Below are 21,576 nucleotides of genomic sequence, written 5' to 3' on the forward strand. Positions count from 1 at the left end.
TCTGTACAAGGGATCATCAAGGCATCGATGATAACAAGATTTTGGTTGATAAAGGCGTTAACAAATTGTGAAATTTTCGGAAATAAATCAAAAATGAATTTGCAACTTTGTTGCGTTTAATAATGCCGGGCAGTCCCACAAAGCGTTTGAAGGTATCTACAGGTATAAAAACTTAACATAGTCACCCTATATTACCCCGAAAAATTTATCGGGAAACCATTACATTTGATCATGCCTATTCAAAAAACCCCCGCCATTCAGCTCCAGAGAATGGAGGACTTCACCGAAAAACTGTACTCCCCGCATATGATACCCAAAGCACCGCTGAAAGGCAGCTTTGCCGTACATGACCGGGCCGAGTACCCCTGTGTGGACGAAGTGATCGCCAGCAGAAGGGACTATTATAAGATCAGCTTTTTCAGCAAAGGCAAAGGGATATTCACCATGGGGGAAGACCGCTATGAGATAGATGGTCCCACATTGCTGTTCCTGAATCCGCACGAGATCAAAACATGGAGAGCTGCTACAGACGAACAGGAGGGCTATTTCTGCCTCTTTACCGATCTGTTGTTCGACTCCGTACATTCACCGCATGAAGACCTGCTCCATCACCCGCTGCTGCAGCAGGGCGCAAGGGCAGTATTTAAGCTCAACGAGCAACAATCCGGTTACCTGCAGTCCATTTTCCGGCAATTGCTGAAAGAATACCAGGAGAACGCCGCTTTTAAACAGGAAGCCATTCTGATTTACCTGCGGCTGCTGATGCTGGAAGGCAAAAGGCTGGCAACGGAAGCATACACGCCGCAAAGAACACAAACCGCCGCGCAGGTGCTCTCACACCGCTTCACCGATATGCTGGAAAAACAGTTTCCCATTGAATACAACCATCACCAGGTGAAACTGAAAACCGCGAAGGAGTTCGCCGTTCAACTTAATACGCATCCCAATCATCTGAACGCATGCGTAAAACAATCGACCGGCCGTACTGTGAGCGAGCATATCCGTATGCGCCTGTTGCTGGAAGCCAGGCTGCTGCTGATACACACCGACTGGCAAATCTCCGAAATAGCCTGGTGCCTCGGTTTTGAAGACCCGGGGAACTTCACCCATTTCTTCAAAAACCACAGCGGGCAGTCGCCCCATATCTACCGGCTACAGTAATACTTTGATTTTTACAATTAATACTTTGCCTGCTACAATTGCTGTCCACTTACCGCTGGTTAATTTTGACACCATAAAAATTTAACTATATGCAGTACAGAAAACTTGGAAAAACAGATGAATCAATATCAGCGATTGGACTGGGTTGCATGGGCATGTCCTTTGCCTATGGCCACGACGGTGATTTCAACGAGGAAGAGTCTCTGAAAACACTGGAACTGGCGCTGGACCTCGGCATCAATTTCTGGGATACCGCAGATATGTACGGGCAGGGCGCCAATGAAACCCTGCTTTCTAAAATACTGGCTACCAAAAGAGATAAGGTATTCCTCGCTACCAAATTCGGCTTCAGATACAGAGAAGATGGCTCCACCTATTTCGACGGCTCTCCCAAACACCTGAAACAGGCCGTGGAAGACAGCCTGAAAAGACTGAAAGTGGACGTGATCGACCTCTACTACGCGCACCGGGTGGATGAAAACGTGCCGATCGAAGAAACCGTGGGCGCTATGGCCGACCTGGTAAAAGCCGGTAAAGTACGCTACCTCGGCCTCTCTGAAGCCAGCGCTGCTTCTATCAGGAAAGCATATGCCGTACATCCGATCGCCGCATTACAAAGCGAATATTCCCTGTTTACCAGAGATGTGGAAGGAGAAATTCTGAAAACCACCCGTGAACTGGGCATTTCGTTAGTGGCTTACAGCCCCCTGGGAAGAGGCATGGCCACCGGCGCTATCACAGACGCCGCTACGCTGGGAGCCAATGACTTCCGCAGAACGTTGCCCCGCTTCCAGGAAGGTAATTTTGAACAGAACCTGCAAACCGTGACTGCTTTGGAAAACTTCGCGAAAGAGAAGGGGATCACCTCCGCACAGCTCTCTCTCGCATGGCTGCTGGCTCAGGGAGAAGATATCGTACCGATACCCGGCACCAAACGCAGGAAGTATTTACAGGAAAACGCTGCTGCCGCAGACGTTCAGCTGAACAGCGCTGACCTGGAAAAAATTAAAACCATCCTGAAAGACGGCGTTGCCGGCTCCAGGTACAGTGAGGGCGCACTGAAACTGGTAAACCGCTAGGCAAAGATTTTTTGATTTACGATTTTTTGATTTCGGGGAGATGTCGGGCAAATTCTCAAAATCAAAAAATCGTAAATCAAAAAATTTTGAAATCGTTATTTCGTTTTTTTATAGCCCCAGTCCTGCAACCATTTGATCACTTTCTCTTTATAGTCGCCCTGGATCAGTATCTGACCGTCTTTTACGCTACCGCCGGTACCGCATTTTGTCTTCAGGTCTTTACCCAGTTTCTCCGCATCTTCATCTTTTCCTATAAAACCATCTACCAGCGTTACTACCTTGCCGGCGCGTTGTTTGGTGTCTAGTTTCACCCTCAGCTGTTGTTCAGCAGGGGAGAGGGTTTCCTGTTCTTCGGTATGTTCCGGTTCAAAAGAAAAATTAGGATCGGTAGAGTATACGATCCCGTTGCCGGAGCTATTTTTTTTCTTTGTCATTGCACAAAAGTTTAGCGGTTATTCATTCACGATTACCTTGATGGCGGCGGGTTTTACAGACAACCGCACCGAACCGTCACCGTTGATCGGTACAGCATCGCCATCTACCTGCAGGTACTGCAGGGAAGTGCTGCGGATCGTGATTTCCTTTCCGGTGAAATGTTTAAGATAACGTGTTTTATCGATGTTACCCATCAGGGAATGAAAGCTGACAGGCAGCAGATGATAAAAACGTACAGGCGGCATGATGCACAGGTCCAGTTGTCCGTCAAAGACGCTGGCGCCCGGCGCCAGTTTAAACTCATACCCAAACTGGTTGCCGTTGGCGACGGTCAGCAGGAATGCTTTTTCATCGAGCTGACGGCCATCGATGCTGATGTGGTAGGCTTCCGGGTTGTAGCTGCTGAAGCTTTTGAGGACGAGTTTGGCGTAACCCGCCAGTCCCCTCTTCTTTGTATGTTTGAACTGCTCTGCAATGAGCGCATCGAAGCCAACGCCGGCGTTGCTGAGGAACAGGTGCTCATTGGCATAACCCACATCAATGGGGCGTTGTTTATTGTTCACGATAAGCCGCAGCGCCTTGTCTACGTCGAGCGGTATTTTGAGCGCGCGGGCAAGCCCGTTGCCACTGCCCAGCGGCAGGATGGCCATAGCGGTATTGCTGTCTACCAGGCCCCGGGCTATTTCATTGATAGATCCGTCGCCGCCCACGGCCACAACAGTATCCACTCCGTTTTTCACCGCTTCTCTGGCCAGGTCGGTGCCATGCCCCAGGTAAGCCAGATGGGTGATGCTCACCTCAAACTGATTTGCCGGGAAATGCCTGCCGATAGCTCCCTCCAGTCGTTTTTCACGATCTGTGCCCGCTTTGCGGTTAATGATAAAAAGGATCTTCTTCAAAAGAACTGTTTTAAGATATAATCGCTTTCAGACTCAGGTCCAGACTTACAGCATGATGAATGATGGCCCCTACAGAGATAAAATCCACACCAGTGGCTGCATACGTCTGAATAGTGCTGAGGTTGATGCCGCCGGAAGCTTCTGTTTCCATCTTCCCGTTAATTAACGCCAAAGCAGCGGTAATTTGTTCAGGCGTGAAGTTGTCCAGCATGATCCGGTCTACCTGTCCTACTGCCAGCACCTCTTTTACATCGTCGAGGTTGCGGGTTTCGACTTCTATTTTCAGCGGCAGTTTCCGTTCTGCCAGGTAAGCCACTGTTTTATTGACCGCCGCAGTGATACCGCCGGCAAAATCAATGTGATTGTCTTTCAGCATCACCATATCATAGAGGCCCATGCGGTGATTAACGCCACCGCCTATACGAACAGCTTCCTTTTCCAGCATACGGAAGTTGGGAGTGGTTTTGCGGGTATCGAGAATCCGGGTATGATAACCTTTCAGCAGTTCCACATATTGGTGGGTGAGCGTAGCGATGCCGCTCATGCGCTGCATACAGTTGAGCACCAGTCGTTCTCCCATCAGCAGGGTATGTACTGCCGCTTCGATTTCGAAAGCTGTTTCGCCGGCTGCCATCGTATCACCGTCTTTTTTGAAAGGGGTAAATACCGCGTGCATGTCCAGCCATTTAAAGATGGCTGCTGCCACTTCCATACCGGCGAGGATGCCGTTTTCCTTTATCTTCAATACCGCCTTTCCTTTGGCTGTAGGCGGAATGCAGGCCAGCGTGGAGTGGTCGCCATTTCCGATATCTTCTGCCAGGGCGCTTCTGATAAACGCGTTCAGCGCTGCTTCATCTAACATAGGTGCATAATTTAATCTCGCAAAGCGAGCTAAGTAAGCAAAGTACGCAAAGCGGGAAGACCATGGTTTATGTTTTCCCAGAGAGCTTATTCTCTTTGCTCTCTTCTTTTCTCTGCGTGAAACCGGTGCAAAAATAAAAAGTGCCCCGCAATTAATAGCGGAGCACCCAGGCCTTTTCAATTAATTTATGTGGTCAATTTTACTTATTCTCAAATCTTAGCTCGTTGAGGACCATGGACCCTCCTTTTTTCTGCAGGAAGAACGAAAGGCGGTAATTCCCTCCGCTGGTGCTCAGATTACCAATACCGAACTTAGAGGCTTCGCCTCCCTGGTGTACCAGTTCAAAGGATTTCACCTGGTTCTTCGAGAAGAAATCCTTCAGGATGATCTCCGCCTGTGCTTTACTGTAAGCATTCGCTTTACCACTGATATTAATTTCGACATTGTTGTCCAGGTAACGGGATAAGCTGTTTACGTCGCCTTGTTTGATAGCACCTACCACATCTTCAAACGGTCCGGCCACCAGCATCTCCTCTGAACGTGCCGCCAGTGCAAATGCTGAAATAATTCCTCCCAACAACACCATCAGCACAATCAATAGCTTCTTCATTGTCAGTTTTTTTATTAGAAAGTAACTTAATCAACACAAATTAAATGCGAAAACTATGCCAAACACGTTGTATTTCAATAAAATCACACCATCGTGGTAGCAATGAACACGTAAATAATAAGACAAAAATAATATGCAAATTAATTCGAATAACTGATTATCAAAATGCGAGATGACTGACCCTGGCATTCATAATTTTTGGATTAGCCTTATTTTTGTAAAATATTTAGAAAGTATTCAGCTGCATTATAAGTACTTTCACCTCCCGAGTTGAAATCATAAAACATTAACCTTAACCAGACAGGATATGGAAAAGAAAAGAGCCATTCTCGTAATTATGGATGGATGGGGCGAAGGTAAAGTGCCTGCCGCTGACGCCATTGCACAAGCACAGACTCCCTTTGTTAGCAGCCTATATAACAAATACCCCCACAGCAACCTCGTTACCTGCGGAGAAGCGGTAGGCTTGCCGGACGGCCAGATGGGCAATTCCGAAGTAGGTCACCTCAACATCGGCGCCGGCAGGATCGTATACCAGGAACTGCAACGAATCAACGTAGCCGCCCGCGACGGTGAACTGGCCGCTAATCCCGTTCTGCTGGACACCCTGGCGCACGCCAAAAACAACAACAAAGCCCTCCACCTCATCGGGCTGGTGAGCAACGGCGGCGTACACTCGCATATCGAACACCTGAAAACACTGACTTCCATCGCCAAAGCCCAGGGACTGGAAAAAGTATATATCCACGCCTTCACCGACGGCCGTGATACCGACCCGAAAAGCGGACTGGGCTTCCTGGAAGACCTGCAGGCCCACCTGCAGCAGTCAACCGGCAAAATAGCCTCCGTCACCGGCCGCTACTACGCAATGGACAGGGACAAACGCTGGGAACGCGTGAAACTGGCCTACGATGCGCTGGTAAACGGTACCGGCACCGGCACACACGACCTGTTCACCGCCATCAAAGCCTCCTACGCAGAAGGCGTCACCGACGAATTCATCAAGCCGATCATCGTACAGGACGAAGCCGGCACGCCCCTCGCCACCATCCGGGACGGCGACGCCGTACTGTGCTTCAACTTCCGCACGGACCGCTGCCGCGAAATCACCCAGGTGCTCACACAGGAAGCGTTCCCGGATTTCGGGATGAAGCCGCTGCAGGTATACTACACCACCATGACGGAATACGATAAAACCTATAAAAACGTACATGTCATCTTCGAAAACGATAACCTGAACATGACCCTCGGCGAAGTACTGGCGAAAGACGGTTATACACAGGTACGTATCGCAGAAACCGAAAAATACCCGCACGTTTCCTTCTTCTTCTCCGGCGGACGGGAAAAAGAGTTTGACGGCGAACGCAGGATCATGATACCATCCCCCAAAGTGGCCACCTACGACCTGCAACCGGAAATGAGCGCCAACGAAGTAACAGACGCCATCGTTCCGGTACTGCAGGAAAAATCAGCCGATTTTATCGCCCTCAACTTCGCCAATGCGGACATGGTGGGCCATACCGGCGTATTCTCCGCTGCCGTAAAAGCCGTGGAAACAGTAGACCACTGCGTCAGCAGGGTAGTAGCCGCCGCACTGGCCAGCAACTACACCGTATTCCTAACCGCCGACCACGGCAACGCTGACTATATGGTCAACGAAGACGGCACCCCCAACACCGCCCATACCCTCAATCTCGTTCCTTTCTTCATTATCAGCAACGACTTCCAGGGTAAAGTGAAAGATGGTAAACTCGGCGACATCGCCCCCACCATTCTGCACTTCATGGGCCTGGCCGCTCCGAAGGAAATGACCGGCAACCTCCTGGTATAGCACTCGCAGGCTCGCTGGGTTTCACGCAAGGACGCCAAGCAGCAAAGGCGCTAAGTCTTTTTTAAGATAAATGAGAAAACAAAGGGCGATTATCAAAATTTGATAATCGCCCTTTGTTTTCTCATTATTTCTTAGCGTCTTTGCTGCTTGGCGCCTTTGCGTGAAAAGCTGCTTAGCGCGCTGTGTGAAAAAATATTTTCAGCGTGTGTAACTTTTCATTAATCCCTCCCGTTTAACTATCACCATTCTGCTTTTTTCTCAGTCCGAAAGACTGATATTCATATTTTTAGTGCTCTCGACAGATTTGCTCATGCATCGATGCGCCGTTTTTACGGCGCATTTTTTCTGGCCCGTATTTAAGTACTAATTTTGCCGTATGAGACATTACCGCTACATGACGGTACTATTAACCATATTCGGTTTTATAGCCTGCCATCAGGATAACAATACAACAGGAAAAACAACGGCCGGAGCCAAATTTGAGCCACTACCAGCCTACTTCAACGGAGAACGGGAACATATCCGCGCAGGTGGCTTCAGCCTGCACAAGATAATCACCCTCAACGGCGTAAGCGATACGGCCACCGTCAACGGCACCGACAGCACTGCCGTCAGAGACCTGCTGAAACCATTCGCTGATATCGACCTGAATAAACCCTCCCTGCGGGACCAATACGATACCTCCAGCCTGTATGATCCTTTCTCCGGCAGGAAATCAGTAATTTATAAGTCGAAAGGCAAACAAACTTTCCCTTCCGAAATCACGATGGAACTGGATAAAAACGGGACCATACAACAGGTAAATATCCATAGCTATACGGTCAATATGGTATACGAGTTCAGGCAGGACCTGTTATACCAGCGAAACAAAAATATCCGTATCGCCACCTACCAGAAAATAGCCTTTCTGTCACCGAAGGAGATTGAAGTCAATGTAACAGTCACACCCAAAACCAGGATGTAACACATGACAGCAGCAGAATTTCAGCAAATTTCACATACCATACCACTTGATCCCGGTATCTACAAATATTACGACAAGGACGGCACACTGCTCTATGTAGGTAAAGCAAAGAGCCTGCGCAAAAGAGTAAGTTCCTATTTCGTTAAATATCACGATAACTTTAAGACACGTAAACTGGTGGAACACATCCACCACATTGAGTTTACCATCGTTAATTCCGAGCAGGACGCCTTCCTGCTGGAGAACTCCCTGATCAAACAGTTCCAGCCCCGGTACAACATCAACCTGAAAGACGATAAAACGTATCCTTATATCGTCATCAAACACGAACCATTCCCGAGGGTGTTCTTTACCCGCAACGTGATTAAAGACGGATCGGACTATCTGGGACCGTTTACCTCCGTGGGCCGCGTCCGGGAAATACTGGAAGTGATCCGCTACAATATTCCGCTGCGCACCTGTAATCTCAACCTCAGCGATCAGAATATTAAAAAGGGCAAGTTCAAAGTGTGCCTTGAATATCACCTGGGCAACTGCAAAGGTCCCTGCGAGGGACTACAGACGGAAGAAGACTACCGGGAAGGCCTGGCGCAGGTGAAGAACGTGTTGAAAGGTAACCTGTCGCCCGTGGTAAACCTTTTCAAGGAACAAATGCAGCAATATGCTGCCGCCATGGAGTTTGAAAAAGCGGAGATCATGCGCAAGAAAATCTCCAGCCTGGAAGACTATTCCGCCAAATCTACCGTGGTCAATACACGTATGGGCAACGTGGACGTGTTCTCCATCATCAGCGACGGCAACCATGCCTACGTCAATTATCTGCGTATTCTCAACGGCACCATCTCAGATACCAAGACAGTGACCCTCGAAAAACAGCTCGAAGAAGGAGATGAAGAAGTGCTCAGTTACGCCATCGCCTACCTGCGGGACGTATTTAAAAGCATCACGCCTGAAATCGTAGTGCCCTTCCCGTTGGAATACCCTGAGAGCGACGTCACCATCACCGTTCCCAAAGGAGGAGATAAAAAGAAACTGCTGGAACTGTCGGAGAAAAACGTGAATTATTTCAAGGAAGAATTATACCGGAAGAAAATACTGCACCTCGAAGGCAAGAGCGATATGGAACGGAAGCAGGTGCTCTACCAGCTGCAGGCCGACCTTGAGCTACCACTGCTGCCGGAACACATCGAATGTTTCGATAACTCCAACTTCCAGGGCGCTTACCCTGTGTCTGCCTGCGTAGTATTTAAAGACGGCGTAGCCTCCAAAAAGGACTATCGCCATTTCAATATCAAAACAGTGGAAGGTATCAACGATTTCGCTTCCATGAAAGAAGTCGTATACCGGCGTTACTCCCGCCTGCTGGCTGAGCAGCAGCCACTGCCGCAGCTCGTTATCATCGATGGTGGTAAAGGGCAGCTGGGATCAGCCATGGAAAGCATCCGTGCGCTGGACCTTATTGGCAGCATGACGGTCGTTGGCCTCGCCAAAAACGAGGAAGAAATCTTCTTCCCGGGCGACTCAGAAAGTATCAAACTGCCGTTCAACAGCGAAAGCCTGAAGCTGATACGCCGCGTGCGTGACGAGGTACACCGCTTCGGCATCACTTTCCACCGTCAGAAACGCAGCAAGGGCACGTTTAAAAATGAACTGGAAACCATTAAGGGAATCGGCGAACAGACCGCCACGCAGCTATTGAAAACATTCCGCTCTGTCGCCAAAATAAAACTGCTTTCAGAAGAAGACCTCACACAGGAAATTGGCAGCGCCAAAGCCAAACTGGTATGGGAGCATTTCCATAAGAGCCAGGGCTAGACGGCTTTTCCCACCTGCTTCGGATAACGGCGGATCATGTTTTCCGCCTGCAGCACATGCCGGTTGATATGTGCTGTCATAAAGCCGAACGTATCTCCTACAGACAGTTTGATGAGGCTGGAGAGGGAAGTGGCCACCTTCGCTTTTTGCAGGTTGATTTTCGCAGCCCTGTCCATGAGCGCTTCCATCGTTTCCTGTTGCAGGATAAATTCATTGAGTACGCTTGCCACATCCGGCTGAACAGAGGGGAGATGTCCTTTAGGGGACTTCATGCGGGAGCGGAGTTTCCCTTCCGGTGTGGGCTGCATCTGTTTGGTAAACCAGGCGCCCAGCCAGCCGCTCTTAAAGGTTTCCAGGGGTTGGCTCCCATTTCTTTCCGCTGCTGTAATGGCTTTATCCAATGCCGGCAGATAAAACCGGCCGTAGGTGTTCAGGTGTTCCAGGCACTGCAGGGCGCTCCATGTGCCGGGTTGGGACGTATAGGACAATACTTCGGCAGACTGCCCGCCGAAGTGGTTTTCGGCTTTATACTGCGCTGCTATGATCTGTAAGCGGAGTTGTTTTAAAAGCGTGCTGGTGCTAATCGAGGCCATATTCACAAGATTTACTGCAAAACTACTATGGTCCGCAACGGAAAAAGTTGGCGCAGATCAAGATTTTACAATTTTACAGACTTCAGGAGTTTGCTGAAGGTAGCAGGATCAATACCCAGATAAGAGGCGAGATATTTCTGCGGTATCAGCTGCAGCACATGCGGGCTGCGGGTGAGCAGCGTACGGAATTTCTGTTCAGCGCTGTAGGAGAGGATTTCTTTATGCCGCTCCAGGATGCCGCCCAGGGCGGCCACTGAGCCGAGGCGCACCCACCTGTCGAGCAGCGGGTATTGCCGGGTGAGACGGTCAAAGTCGGTCCATGAGAGGCGCAGCATACGGCTGGGCGTCAGCGCTTCCAGGTACCAGGGGGAGGGCCGTTGCAGCTGGAAAGAATCTATCACGCCGGAGAAAGAGCCGATGTAGGAAAACAGGATGGTCACTTCCCGGTCGTTTTCCAGGCTAAACAGCCGCTGCACGCCTTCTTCCACGAAATAGATATACTTCTCCACTTCTCCTGCTACGGTGATCATGTCCTTTCTTTTGAAAGTAACCGGTATCCAGCAGGCGGAAAGTTCTTCCCACTCTTTGTCCGGCAGGGGCATGATACTGAAGGCTGTTTTACGCAGAAGTTCCAAAATCAATTACAAATTACGAATTACGAATTACGGAGAATACCGGATACAAGATACGAATTACGAAAAAGAGCGAAGATGTTGATCTTCGCTCTTTTTCGTAATTCGTATTTCGTAATTCGTAATTGCTTAGTATTGCCAGAGGTCCTGTTCTTTATTAAAGATACGGTCTTTGATGGCCTGGCCTTCGAGGAGGCGCATTACACCGTCTTTAATATAGTCCTTGATCTCGCGGTTGTAGGTATTGTTTTCCTTCACTACATAGCTGCCGAAGAAACGCATCTCGAAGAGGTCTTCCCAGCTGATAGTGGATGCGTCGTTGTTCTGGTTGTACACATCGTACTTGGCCAGGGTAGGACGCAGGTCAGGATAATATACCCAGAACAGGGGGATAGAAGCGCGGACGCTGCCATCTTCGTTCATACGGGACACCATAGGAGCGATACCGAGGATACGGACTTTGAGGGCGGAAGCTTCTTTGTCGAACACCCAAACTTCTTTCACCTTGTACTGTCTGATAGTACGGGGGTCGAAGTCATCGCGGGTGGTCACCATTTTTTCTTCGCCGGTTACCGGGTCGATACTGCGTACGGTCCTTTCTTCACCTGCGATCTTGGTTTGGATCTCGTCGTAAGGCATTACCGTGGTGAAGCGGTCATCGATAGGGTTGAAAGCTTCAACTTCCTTATTCTTGATAGCGTTCAGCAGAATATTAATAAACAGTTGGTTAATGCCACTTTCGTCTTCCACGTTGTATTGGAAGGGGAGGTTGATTTTCTCCCGGACATCGATTACCTGCCAGACACGTTTTTCCCAGAAACGGTCATCCTCGCGGATGTAGTCGTACACGATGGGAACGCGTTCTCTTGCGAGGTTTCTCTCTACCACACCATCCACGCGCAGTGATTTGCGCGGCGTGTCTGAGACCGGGGCGGTGATACCGTCCGGGCGTTGGGACGCGGCGGTTGGAGCAGGAGGAGGCGGTGTTACAGCATTCCCGGTAGCGGGGTTTACCACCGGCGCATTCGGGTCTGTCTGCGTACCTTCGGTAGCTGTTCTGCGGCGGGTAGTACCACCACGTCTTTGTGCTTCCGCAGCTGTTGCCAGCATTACCAGCAACATTGTACACCAACCAATTCTGTTAAATATTACTGCTCGCATATTTCAGTAATTTATGACCTGTTAATTTAATTTGAATATTGTGCTGGGCATTGTACGTACAATACCATCAGGGCCTTTTACTTTTACGTTTTCGAAGTATACTTCGTCACCCGGGCGGAGTGCGCGGATAGAGGCCGCTACGCTGTTCGGGAAATAAGCGGAGTTGGCTTCACCTTCCTGGTATTCTTTGCCTTTGGCAGATACACCGATACGGTAACCTACTACATCATATTTCACACCTTCGAATTCGAAATCTTCCAGTGCAGCAGCGAGGCCAAGCTGAACTTTAAAGTCAGCGGCTTTCATGCTGCCACCTTTGTTAAATCCTACTTTCAGCACAGGGTCCGGAACACGTTTTACACGGAATTCTTTCTGGCCCAGCTGTTTTACTTTACCGTCGACGTTCGCTACTACATTGATCACCGCTTTACCAGGCTGGCTAACAGTGACAGTGTATTCACCGGAGCCGCGTTTGGTAATGGTACCGCCGTTGATGGAAGCAGAAACCGCTTCTGCAGGTACACCGGCAGCAGAGATAGAGATCGGGTTCTGCAGGCCAATGTACAGTACGTTCATTTTGTCGGCAGAGATAGAAGTCGTAGAAGCGCCTACGTTATAGCTTTCAGTGAAAGACTGTGTGATAGGCTCGCCACCGGCAGGGTTAGGCAGGGTGATGGTACCGGAAATGGTTTTCTCACCGAGGCCGCTCACCGGCAGGGAGTAGGTGGCCAGACCTTCAGAAGCTGTAATCGTTTGACCGTTGACAGTGATCGTCGGGTTTACGGTAGTGCTATAGGCGCCTACTGCGATTTGTGCAGTCAGCGTCTGGCCTGACATCAGGTTTTTAGAGTTCAGGGAGATGAACGGCCTGATTTTGTCAAACTTAAAGTCTTTTGCATTGATCTGACGATACAGGTCGTCGATGATAGCGGACTCAGAGTTTTTAATATCGTTCTGGAACTTACCCAGGATAGTAACGGCAGCGATGGTAGGTACCATGTTGAAATGGTAGGTCGTCCAGGTTTTAGGACCAGTACCATGATCGTTACTTCCGGATTTTCCCACTTCGATTTTCAGGGGTAAAGTTTTTGCAAATTTTGCCTGGTCTTTAGGTTCAACGAAAGTAAGCAACTGTTTGCGCAGGGCTGTCAGTTTAGCTTCCAGTTCAGGTCCTTTTTTCATGTTCTCCATCACACGGGTAGGAGCGTCCAGATCGGATTGCGATTTAAGCTCACCGTTTTCATCTTTACCACCACTTTCAGTGATGATGAGATTTTTCAGGCTTTCAACGTAATTGTATGCTTCAGCAGAAGCCTTTTTTACTTCTTCAGCTTTGGCTTTCAGCGGAGCTACTTTCTCAGCGTTATCTTTCATTTGTTCCACAAACTGCTGATAAATGAAGTTGTTTTTATCAGTGAGGGCACCGTTGGAAGTAACGATAGAGTTATTTACGATATTAAAAGCGTTCAGTATTTCAGCAGAGACGTTCAACGCGAGCATGGCCGTGAGGACCAGGTACATGATGTTGATCATCTTCTGCCTGGGATCTTTAGGTAGTGCCATAGTTCTTTAGCAGATTTAATGAATGGTTTATTAAACTATAAGCAATACTTTATCTGTTTCCGCTCATGGCAGTCAACATGTTACCATAAACAGTATTGAGGTTGCTGAGGTTTTTGGCCAGCATGCTGATCTGCTCTTGTGTTTTCTTAGCGTCGTCGATGCTGCCACTCATAGCGGTAGAAGCTTTCTGCAGGTTGCTGTAGAAGTTGTTCATCGCTTTCAGGTGGTTGTTGGTGTCCTGCAGCTCCAGTTCGTAGATAGCATTCAGGGAAGCCAGGTTTTTGGTCATGCCCTGCATCTGTTCGTGGAAGCTTCTGGTAGACTCAGAGGCGCTATTGAAGGAAGATACTGCGGAAGCAGCAGTAGTGTAGGCGCTAGCCACATTACCGATAGCAGCGGCAGCTTCTCTTGTTTTCTGGGTGTAGTCACCGGTAGCAGCTACCACGTCGCTGATATCTCTCATTTTATCAACGGTAGTGCCCAGTTTCTGGAAGTTTTCGCTCAGGCGTTGCAGGTTGGCAGGCGTGATGTCTGCTTCCTGTAACATTTTGTCGAGACCAGCAACAGCAGGGCTGCCGGCAACGGCTACTACCTGGCCTTCTGCATGGGAGGCACCGGAGTCAGGAACGAATGCATATACAAAGAAGATGAGCGCTTCAGTGCTCAGACCTAAAATCAAAGCGATATCCGCTCCCCGCCAGTGTTGCAGTTTAAATAACGCTCCGATAATTACAACAGAAGCGGCAATACATACGAAAAAGTTCAGCCATTTAGCTTTGTTAGGATTCATAGCCATAGGTTAAAATTTACTGGTTAAAGTGATAAGTGTTAAAGTTCTCTGTATGGAATAGTTATTTCTCAATGATTTGCTAAGTGTGTGCATAAATAAAGGCTTTTCTGGTTTTAACGGATCAGCAATTATCTGTGTTTCGCTCTTCTGCTCAAGGCTATTGTACATCTGAAACCTACATATGATTTGGCACTATCCTGATATTCATATGTTCTGGTACCTGTTTGCAGGAAGTATCCCACATCTTTCCAGGAACCGCCCCTGATAGCTTTACGTTTCATCTTCAACGGCGCGTCGTCCGGCACGTCCATTCTCAGATAAGGGTTCATATCAGAGGTGAATGAATAGGCGTTTTCATAGAAGATGTCGGCAGTCCATTCAGCTACGTTACCAGCCATGCAGTACAGACCGTAATCGTTGGGCCAGTAGGCGTCGGCACGCACGGTATAGAAACCGCCGTCTTCCGGATAGTTACCGCGGCCCGGTTTGAAGTTAGCCAGCAGACAGCCTTTTTTGTTGCGGATGTAGTAACCACCCCAGGGATAAGGTGTTTGTTCTCTGCCGCCACGGGCTGCATATTCCCACTGTGCTTCAGAAGGCAGCTGGAATTTATCTTCCGTGAATAATTTCTTGGAGTTGCGGTAGTCTTCCCAGAATTTACTTCTCCATTCGCAGAAAGCGGTGGCCTGGTGCCAGTTAACGCCTACTACCGGATAGTTATCGAATGCCGGGTGCCAGAAGTACATACGGGTCATCGGCTCGTTATACGCGTAGGAGAAGTCCCTGATCCAGCACAATGTGTCCGGATAAATGGGAACGTCTTTCTTCACGATGAAGGTAGAACGGGGCTTACCGAAGTTCTCCCTCAGCTTGGCCTTGTCCCAGTTGAATGTTTCCTGGTGATAAACCAGCTTTCCAACGTCTACGTCCTTACGGCCGTACAGGCGGTCCGCCTCCGTGTATATCATCGCGTCCAGTTTTTCCACTGTCGCTTTGTCTTTCCAGTTGATCTTCTGTTTCCAGTCGATGATGTCATGTCCATCGTCCTGTTTAACGTGGCCTAACAGGATGTGGGCGATGGAGTCCTGCACCCATTGCACGAACTGGCGGTACTCATTGTTCGTAATTTCCGTGGCGTCCATGTAGAAGCCGGAAATGGAGATCGACTTGTTACGCGCAGTGTAGGCATAGTTCACGTCCTCATCACTGGGGCCCATGTGAAAAGTCCCCGCAGGAACATAAACCATTCCGTACGGTACAGGGGGTGTGTACTTAGGTCTGGGGCTCACGCCGATCAGTTGCCCTTGTGCGTTTTTGGGGCCTTTACTACCGCCACAGCTGGCCAGCAGGGAAACCAGCAGAATTGCCAACAGACCTCTTAAATAGTTAAGCTTCATAAGGGTAGCTTTCATCAGAATATGTTTTTCTATTAACCAGCCTGGTGCTTTTTGCCTGAATGCAAGGGAACACATTTCTCATATTTATCACCCGCTTTGTTTATATGAAAGATAGCAAATGTAATAATAAAATTTAATTTGTAGTCAACTTTTACACAACTTTTTCAATTCCACATACCTCGGTTCGGTAACTAATTTAAACGTATTTTTTAACATTTTATTATATCACCGGTCCAACATTTATTTTACCTAAACTACCCTTATAACGGGCAAGTTACATAATTATTCTATTAAATTAATAATTTCTTCTATATAAAACACTGGCTTAATACAATGATAATCCTTGCATAAATAAACTAATGTTTCATCTTCCCGGTATCTGTCCTGCAAAAGCGGAATTTCCGGCTGATTTTTTTCCGAGCCGATTAAAACGCGGAAAGGGATAAACCAGTTGCCCGCCTCCTGCATCCGCTCGCGGAAATCGTTGCCCACAACTGCTATTTCAGGGGTACCTTTTACAAACTGTAATAACTGGCTCGCCCACACGCCAAAAGAAGTCGGATACCGGGTCACTGTCTGGGCAATGCCGGCTAACGCGGCCACGGCCTTGTTTTCCCAGTCTTTGTTATCAAAAACAACGGAGAGATACCAAAGGTTCTGGGCCATCAGCGCATTACCGCTGGGCACCGCGCCATCATACACTTCCTTCTTCCGCACGATCACATCGTCCTGTCCATCGATCGTATAATAGAAAAGATGACCGCCGTCACCGAAATGATCGTTGACAAAAGCTGTGATATCGTGCGCCTGGTACAGGTACCGGGTATCGCCGGTAATTTCCTGCAAGGCGATCAGCGCCCGTATCAGGCACGCATAATCGTCCAGAAAAGCAGGGTACTTAGCCTGTCCGTTTTTCCAGGTATGGTAAAATGCCTGTGTGCCGTCGTTCTGCCGGAAGCGGGAGAGGAGGAAATCCATATTGCGCACCGCCATCTGCCGGTAAGCCTCATCGCCCAGCGTGGCGAAGGCACGGCAGCAGGCATGTACCATCAGCGCGTTCCAGCCCAGCAGGATCTTGTCGTCCAGCCCGGGGCGTATCCTGTTGGCCCGCACGGCCAGCAGCTTCTCGCGGCAGCCCTTCAGCATAGCGCCCAGCACCGCCGGGTCATAACCTTTCTCCGCAGCAAACTGTTCCAGCGGCTGCTGTATCCATAGTATATTCTGCTCCTCCCAGTTGCCATGCTCCGTTACATCATAGAACTCACAGAAAGGACCTGCCTGTTCCCCCAGCACATGATGTATCTCCGCCTTGCTCCAGGTATAGAACTTACCTTCCACGCCCTCAGAATCAGCGTCGAGCGCGGCATAAAAACCACCCTCCGGCGATGTCATTTCCCGGGTAATAAAAGTCAGGGTATCCTTTATCGTCTGTGCATAAACCTCCTGACCCGTCAGTTGCCAGGCGTCACACAACACATCTATCAGCAAGGCATTGTCGTACAACATCTTCTCAAAATGAGGGGCCAGCCATTTCTCGTCGGTCGAGTAACGGGCAAAACCACCACCCAGCTGATCGTACAGGCCGCCCTGCAACATTTTGCCGAGCGACAGCAACGCCTGTTGCAGCGCCTCCGGATGTTTAAACGCATGATGGTACCGCAGCAAATACCCGATCGTGAAGGTTTGGGGGAACTTAGGCGCACGGCCGAAACCACCCCAGGTGGTATCCGCCTGCCGAAGCATATTTTCACAGATGGTATCACACTGCTGACGGGTAAACAGTTCCTCCCGCGGAATATTGAAGTTGACACCTGCATCCAGTCCAAACTGGCTCGACTGTCCGATATGCCGGGTCAGATTATCCGCCTGTGTTTCTATATCTTCCCGTTTACCGGCGAAAGCATCCGCCAGCGACAGCAGCACATCTTTCCACGAAGGCCGGTTGTATGCTTTTACCGGCGGGAAATAGGTGCCGCCATAGAACGGCTTTTTATCCGGCGTAAGGAATACGTTCAACGGCCAGCCGCCGGCACCGGTCATCGCCTGCACCGCATCCATGTAGATGTGGTCCAGGTCCGGCCGTTCCTCCCGGTCTATCTTGATGTTGATGAAATGCTCATTCATGATGGCAGCCGTAGCTGCATCTTCAAAGCTTTCCCGCTCCATCACATGACACCAGTGACAAGCGGCATATCCAATACTCACCAGGATAGGCTTGTCTTCCTTTCTGGCCCGCTCCAGTGCCTCCTCTCCCCAGGGATACCATTCCACCGGGTTATGCGCGTGCTGCAATAAATAAGGACTGGTTTCGCCCGCAAGTTTATTCATGGAATCCGCTTAAATAATTGAAACTGGAATAGTTTTGATTGACAACGATACAGGCTACAAGAATAAAAAGATTTTGACAGATTTACCAGTTTGGGAAAAGATTTTTTGGAGCCTTCACAAAAGCAGCGGGAATCAGCTGCTGCGACCGCTTTGCAGCAAAAAAAGCAGGGATGGCAATAGCCATCCCTGGTAAATTATCTGTGCGACATCTGTTTCGCTTACTTTTTGTTAAGACCTGCGAGGTACTGGTCCAGTGCAGCTGCCATAGAAGGCGCTTGCGGAGCCGGCGCTTTCACATCCAGCCTTAAGCCCGCTTCTTCCACCGCCGCCGAAGTTGTAGGCCCGAAAGCCCCGATACGTGTACCGTTTTGCTCGAAAGCCGGTACATTCTCAAATAAAGACTTCACGCCGGAAGGACTGAAGAACACGATCATGTCGTAGGTTGTCTTCCCCAGGATCTCCTTTACATCGTTGGAAACGGTTTTATAAAGGGTGGCTGTGGCATACTCACATTTGTTTGTTTTCAACCATTCCTCAATGTCCTTTTTCTGGCTGTCTGAACTGGGGAAGAGAAATTTCTCATTGTCCCGGTGTTTGTTCATCACTTCCAGTACTCCTTTGGTAGAACCGTCGGCTCCGTAAAACACCTTCCGCTTACGATAGAGAATAAATTTCTGCAGGTATAACGCAACTGCTTCCGTGATACAAAAGTACTTGCAATCCTGCGATACTTTAATCTTCATCTCTTCACAGATCCGGAAAAAGTGATCCACCGCATTACGACTCGTAAAAATCACAGCCGTGAAAGCCAGGATGTCAATTTTCTGTTTCCGAAACTCCTTAGCGGGTAAGCCTTCCACCCTGATAAATGGGTAAAAGTCCAGCTTTACGTTGAACTTCTTTGCCAGATCAAAATAGGGAGACTTTTCTGTTTCAGGCTTAGGTTGAGAAATTAGGATTGACTGAATTTGTTTACCTTGCAAATCTTTTTTTGGCCCGCCTTTAATCATACTTTTTTATGCTCTTGTGTTAACAATAGGCGATAATCAAGGATTACCAGTTAACCAGATATTCAGCAGCACCTTAGTTAATATTAGCACCGGCGCTACTTCGAAAGCGCAAAGGTAAAGAAAAAAATGTAATTTACTGAAGGATAGGTACTGCCTAACCAAAGAATAAGATCTAATATATCGGTAGACAACCAATAATACTATAAAAAATATCGAAATATAGAGGAAAGTCCGGGCTATTTCCACGTCACAGAAGGCCAGCACCACAAGGAACGGCACCAGCAAAACCCCCAGAATTTTGTTGATCAGGTACAAAATAAAGATATAAGCGTCCGCCAGTTCACTGTTTCCAAACAACCATCCGCAGAAACGCAGCATCACATACTTGATACCATAAACAGCCGCCACCAGCACTACCAGTCCGGGAATCAGCAACCATGGCTCTGCCTGTGGAAATACCTGCTGCCGGTATAATACCAGGTACAGGTATACCCCCAGCGAAATCGCGAAAAAGGCGTTGAGCAGCATATTCGGGAAAGGCGCCTGTGACAGCTGGTCTTTCAATTGCCGCTGGCTCAGCGTAGGATTAAAAAAGGCCCTGAAGAGGTCCACGAAATACTTGGTGTAAGACAACCGGATAATACTCAGCAATAGCAACACACCTCCCACCAGGTACACCAGCCAGTCCATATCCCGGTAGGGCCGCAAGGGGTTCGTATCCTTAAAGGAAGGCTTGCCCGGCTTGAGGAACATATTCTCCTGCGCCAGCTTCTTCATGTACAGGTCATAGTCAGACGCCGGCCGGGGCTTGGGAGCTGCCGCCAGTGCCGCACTGTCCTTTTTGAGGGCGCCGGTATCCGCCGGCAACGCCGCCGTAGCCGCCCTGACGGTATCTTTCCGGATAGTGCGCGTCGAGTCTTTTCTCACGGCGGTGGCAGCCGGCCGGGGCTTCGGACGCAGCGTGTCGGACGCCACACGGGTAGCCGCAGGTTTCTTTTTTACAGGGGCAGGCACGGCAGTACTGTCTGCAGTTTGTGCCATGATCGGTAAGTAGCTGAAAATAAATAGAAACAATAACCAGTTGCGCACCAGAAAATATTTTGCAATGACTTTTAATCGGTTTTCCAAATTCAACGTGTGCCCCATCATCACACCCAACCAGGGGGCAATTAACGCCGTCCTGTTCACATAACAAAACTGAAACGTAATTTTGCTGTTTGCAAAGATATTAAAATAGTCCATAGTTGACCGGTAAAACGGCAACAGCAGGCTATTGATAAAAAACGCTGATGGCCGGAATTTATTTACATATTCCCTTTTGTAAGCAGGCTTGCTACTACTGCAACTTCCATTTTTCTACTTCACTGGCCCGCAAAGCGGACATGGTGCAATGCCTGCTGCAGGAAACAGACCTGCAGCGCGGCTACCTCGGCGGTGAGCGGGTAGATACCATCTACTTCGGTGGCGGCACGCCCAGCCTGCTGGACACAGCGGAGCTGCAACTGCTGCTCTCCCGCATATACAGCACTTTCGACGTAGCGCCCGATGCGGAAATTACGCTGGAAGCCAACCCCGATGACCTGGATGCTGATAAGCTGTTATCGCTCCGCGAAGCCGGTATCAACCGGCTCAGCATCGGGACACAGTCCTTCCATGAAACAGACCTGCAATGGATGAACCGCGCCCATAACAGCCGGCAGGCGCTGGACTGTATCGTGCAGGCGCAGCAGCTGGGATTCCGCAACATCACGATAGACCTGATCTATGGCGGGCCCACCCTTACCGACGAAGGATGGCGCGAAAATGTGGAACAGGCCATCGCCCTGGGCATTCCGCACCTTTCCTGCTATGCCCTGACCGTAGAACCCGGCACAGCGCTGGACCATTTCATCCGTAAGAAAAAAATGGCCGCTACCGATCCTGACAAGGCGGCCCGGCATTTCGAACTACTGATGCAATGGCTGGAAGCCGCCGGTTATGAACACTACGAGATTTCCAACTTCGCGTTGCCCGGCTGGCATTCGCGGCATAACAGCAGCTACTGGCAGGGCAGGTCTTACCTGGGCCTCGGCCCGTCAGCCCACTCTTTCAACGGCCACTCCCGCCAGTGGAATGTAGCCAACAATGCTACTTATATCAAACGCATCACCGCCGGCGAAATACCAGCCGAAACAGAAAGCCTGACAACGGAGATGCAGTTCAACGAATACATCATGACCTCCCTGCGCACTTCCGCCGGTTGTAACCTGGAATGGGTCGCGGAAAAATTCGGGGCAGACCAAAGTCTGCGCCTGCAGCAGGAAAGCCGGCAATTTATAGATAAAGGATGGATGGTTGTTCAGGGAGAGACGCTGCGGCTCACCAAGGCCGGACGCCTTTTCGCAGACGGCATAGCAGCGGATTTGTTTATTTGATTATTTGTTCATTTGATTATTTGATTTACGAT

At 49.3% G+C, this 21,576-nt stretch carries 19 protein-coding genes; 6 read left to right on the plus strand and 13 right to left on the minus strand.

Annotated elements, in window-relative coordinates; translation table 11 throughout:
• The first annotated feature begins 231 nt into the window (after positions 1–231).
• The gene (locus B5D63_RS13900; RefSeq protein ID WP_078669387.1) at positions 232–1,161 is read left to right on the plus strand and encodes a helix-turn-helix transcriptional regulator; all 930 of its coding nucleotides are present in this window, start codon (positions 232–234) and stop codon (positions 1,159–1,161) included.
• Between the two features lie 89 nt (positions 1,162–1,250).
• Positions 1,251–2,240, plus strand: a complete 990-nt coding sequence (locus B5D63_RS13905; RefSeq protein WP_078669388.1) for an aldo/keto reductase — start codon at positions 1,251–1,253, stop codon at positions 2,238–2,240.
• Between the two features lie 95 nt (positions 2,241–2,335).
• Here B5D63_RS13905 and B5D63_RS13910 read toward each other — a convergent pair whose 3' ends face one another.
• The 4 genes from B5D63_RS13910 to B5D63_RS13925 all read right to left on the minus strand — a co-directional run bounded on the left by B5D63_RS13910 (position 2,336) and on the right by B5D63_RS13925 (position 5,046).
• Positions 2,336–2,674, minus strand: coding sequence for a translation initiation factor (locus tag B5D63_RS13910; protein ID WP_078669389.1), 339 nt, complete (start codon positions 2,672–2,674; stop codon positions 2,336–2,338).
• Positions 2,675–2,692: 18 nt separating this feature from the next.
• Positions 2,693–3,574: a diacylglycerol/lipid kinase family protein gene (locus tag B5D63_RS13915; protein WP_078669390.1), complete on the minus strand. Its 882-nt coding sequence runs from the start codon at positions 3,572–3,574 to the stop codon at positions 2,693–2,695.
• Between the two features lie 10 nt (positions 3,575–3,584).
• Positions 3,585–4,436, minus strand: a complete 852-nt coding sequence (gene nadC, locus B5D63_RS13920; RefSeq protein ID WP_078669391.1) for a carboxylating nicotinate-nucleotide diphosphorylase — start codon at positions 4,434–4,436, stop codon at positions 3,585–3,587.
• A gap of 199 nt (positions 4,437–4,635) precedes the next feature.
• The gene (locus B5D63_RS13925; RefSeq protein ID WP_078669392.1) at positions 4,636–5,046 is read right to left on the minus strand and encodes a DUF4783 domain-containing protein; all 411 of its coding nucleotides are present in this window, start codon (positions 5,044–5,046) and stop codon (positions 4,636–4,638) included.
• A 307-nt stretch (positions 5,047–5,353) separates the two neighbouring features.
• Between B5D63_RS13925 and gpmI the strand changes: the two genes are divergently transcribed.
• From gpmI to uvrC, 3 genes are all read left to right on the plus strand, one after another.
• Positions 5,354–6,877, plus strand: coding sequence for a 2,3-bisphosphoglycerate-independent phosphoglycerate mutase (gene gpmI / locus B5D63_RS13930; protein ID WP_078669393.1), 1,524 nt, complete (start codon positions 5,354–5,356; stop codon positions 6,875–6,877).
• Positions 6,878–7,253: 376 nt separating this feature from the next.
• Positions 7,254–7,841, plus strand: coding sequence for a hypothetical protein (locus tag B5D63_RS13935; RefSeq protein ID WP_143312901.1), 588 nt, complete (start codon positions 7,254–7,256; stop codon positions 7,839–7,841).
• A gap of 3 nt (positions 7,842–7,844) precedes the next feature.
• Positions 7,845–9,656, plus strand: coding sequence for an excinuclease ABC subunit UvrC (gene uvrC, locus B5D63_RS13940; protein WP_078669395.1), 1,812 nt, complete (start codon positions 7,845–7,847; stop codon positions 9,654–9,656).
• On the opposite strand, the gene B5D63_RS13945 is transcribed toward uvrC, so the two are convergent.
• The 9 genes from B5D63_RS13945 to B5D63_RS13985 form a co-directional block, all read right to left on the minus strand.
• Positions 9,653–10,249: a DinB family protein gene (locus B5D63_RS13945; protein WP_078669396.1), complete on the minus strand. Its 597-nt coding sequence runs from the start codon at positions 10,247–10,249 to the stop codon at positions 9,653–9,655. The two genes, uvrC and B5D63_RS13945, sit on opposite strands and share 4 nt — an antisense overlap.
• 65 nt (positions 10,250–10,314) lie before the next feature.
• Positions 10,315–10,884: a Crp/Fnr family transcriptional regulator gene (locus B5D63_RS13950; RefSeq protein ID WP_200817005.1), complete on the minus strand. Its 570-nt coding sequence runs from the start codon at positions 10,882–10,884 to the stop codon at positions 10,315–10,317.
• A gap of 126 nt (positions 10,885–11,010) precedes the next feature.
• Positions 11,011–12,042 carry a type IX secretion system ring subunit PorN/GldN gene (gene porN / locus B5D63_RS13955; protein WP_078669398.1) on the minus strand — a complete coding sequence of 344 codons (1,032 nt, stop codon included), beginning with the start codon at positions 12,040–12,042 and terminating at the stop codon, positions 11,011–11,013.
• Positions 12,043–12,063: 21 nt separating this feature from the next.
• The gene (gene porM / locus B5D63_RS13960) at positions 12,064–13,605 is read right to left on the minus strand and encodes a type IX secretion system motor protein PorM/GldM (RefSeq protein WP_078669399.1); all 1,542 of its coding nucleotides are present in this window, start codon (positions 13,603–13,605) and stop codon (positions 12,064–12,066) included.
• A 49-nt stretch (positions 13,606–13,654) separates the two neighbouring features.
• A complete protein-coding gene (porL, locus tag B5D63_RS13965; RefSeq protein WP_078669400.1) occupies positions 13,655–14,401 on the minus strand; it encodes a type IX secretion system motor protein PorL/GldL in 747 nt (248 codons plus the stop codon).
• Between the two features lie 122 nt (positions 14,402–14,523).
• Entirely contained in the window at positions 14,524–15,807 is a 1,284-nt protein-coding gene (gene porK, locus B5D63_RS13970) for a T9SS ring complex lipoprotein PorK/GldK (RefSeq protein WP_235021537.1), read from the minus strand.
• Positions 15,808–16,074: 267 nt separating this feature from the next.
• The gene (locus tag B5D63_RS13975; RefSeq protein ID WP_078669401.1) at positions 16,075–18,120 is read right to left on the minus strand and encodes a thioredoxin domain-containing protein; all 2,046 of its coding nucleotides are present in this window, start codon (positions 18,118–18,120) and stop codon (positions 16,075–16,077) included.
• A 218-nt stretch (positions 18,121–18,338) separates the two neighbouring features.
• Entirely contained in the window at positions 18,339–19,130 is a 792-nt protein-coding gene (locus B5D63_RS13980) for a uroporphyrinogen-III synthase (protein WP_078669402.1), read from the minus strand.
• Positions 19,131–19,166: 36 nt separating this feature from the next.
• Complete coding sequence (locus tag B5D63_RS13985; protein WP_159456023.1) at positions 19,167–20,171, minus strand: DUF4271 domain-containing protein; 1,005 nt, start codon at positions 20,169–20,171, stop codon at positions 19,167–19,169.
• A 248-nt stretch (positions 20,172–20,419) separates the two neighbouring features.
• Here B5D63_RS13985 and hemW point away from each other — a divergent pair, with 248 nt between their 5' ends.
• The gene (gene hemW / locus B5D63_RS13990) at positions 20,420–21,544 is read left to right on the plus strand and encodes a radical SAM family heme chaperone HemW (protein ID WP_078669404.1); all 1,125 of its coding nucleotides are present in this window, start codon (positions 20,420–20,422) and stop codon (positions 21,542–21,544) included.
• Positions 21,545–21,576: the final 32 nt, after the last annotated feature.

Origin of the sequence: Chitinophaga eiseniae, assembly GCF_900167135.1 — a bacterium.
Taxonomy (GTDB): Bacteria; Bacteroidota; Bacteroidia; order Chitinophagales; family Chitinophagaceae; genus Chitinophaga; species Chitinophaga eiseniae.

Bases quoted from the DNA above. Each gene is read 5' to 3' on its own strand.
- B5D63_RS13900 (WP_078669387.1), top strand. From the start codon at position 232: ATGCCTATTCAAAAAACCCCCGCCATTCAGCTCCAGAGAATGGAGGAC.
- B5D63_RS13935 (WP_143312901.1), top strand. From the start codon at position 7,254: ATGAGACATTACCGCTACATGACGGTACTATTAACCATATTCGGTTTT.
- uvrC (WP_078669395.1), top strand. From the start codon at position 7,845: ATGACAGCAGCAGAATTTCAGCAAATTTCACATACCATACCACTTGAT.
- B5D63_RS13905 (WP_078669388.1), top strand. From the start codon at position 1,251: ATGCAGTACAGAAAACTTGGAAAAACAGATGAATCAATATCAGCGATT.
- hemW (WP_078669404.1), top strand. From the start codon at position 20,420: ATGGCCGGAATTTATTTACATATTCCCTTTTGTAAGCAGGCTTGCTAC.
- B5D63_RS13985 (WP_159456023.1), bottom strand. From the start codon at position 20,171: ATGGCACAAACTGCAGACAGTACTGCCGTGCCTGCCCCTGTAAAAAAG.
- B5D63_RS13980 (WP_078669402.1), bottom strand. From the start codon at position 19,130: ATGATTAAAGGCGGGCCAAAAAAAGATTTGCAAGGTAAACAAATTCAG.
- porK (WP_235021537.1), bottom strand. From the start codon at position 15,807: ATGAAAGCTACCCTTATGAAGCTTAACTATTTAAGAGGTCTGTTGGCA.
- B5D63_RS13975 (WP_078669401.1), bottom strand. From the start codon at position 18,120: ATGAATAAACTTGCGGGCGAAACCAGTCCTTATTTATTGCAGCACGCG.
- B5D63_RS13945 (WP_078669396.1), bottom strand. From the start codon at position 10,249: ATGGCCTCGATTAGCACCAGCACGCTTTTAAAACAACTCCGCTTACAG.
- gpmI (WP_078669393.1), top strand. From the start codon at position 5,354: ATGGAAAAGAAAAGAGCCATTCTCGTAATTATGGATGGATGGGGCGAA.
- porN (WP_078669398.1), bottom strand. From the start codon at position 12,042: ATGCGAGCAGTAATATTTAACAGAATTGGTTGGTGTACAATGTTGCTG.
- porM (WP_078669399.1), bottom strand. From the start codon at position 13,605: ATGGCACTACCTAAAGATCCCAGGCAGAAGATGATCAACATCATGTAC.
- B5D63_RS13925 (WP_078669392.1), bottom strand. From the start codon at position 5,046: ATGAAGAAGCTATTGATTGTGCTGATGGTGTTGTTGGGAGGAATTATT.
- nadC (WP_078669391.1), bottom strand. From the start codon at position 4,436: ATGTTAGATGAAGCAGCGCTGAACGCGTTTATCAGAAGCGCCCTGGCA.
- porL (WP_078669400.1), bottom strand. From the start codon at position 14,401: ATGGCTATGAATCCTAACAAAGCTAAATGGCTGAACTTTTTCGTATGT.
- B5D63_RS13910 (WP_078669389.1), bottom strand. From the start codon at position 2,674: ATGACAAAGAAAAAAAATAGCTCCGGCAACGGGATCGTATACTCTACC.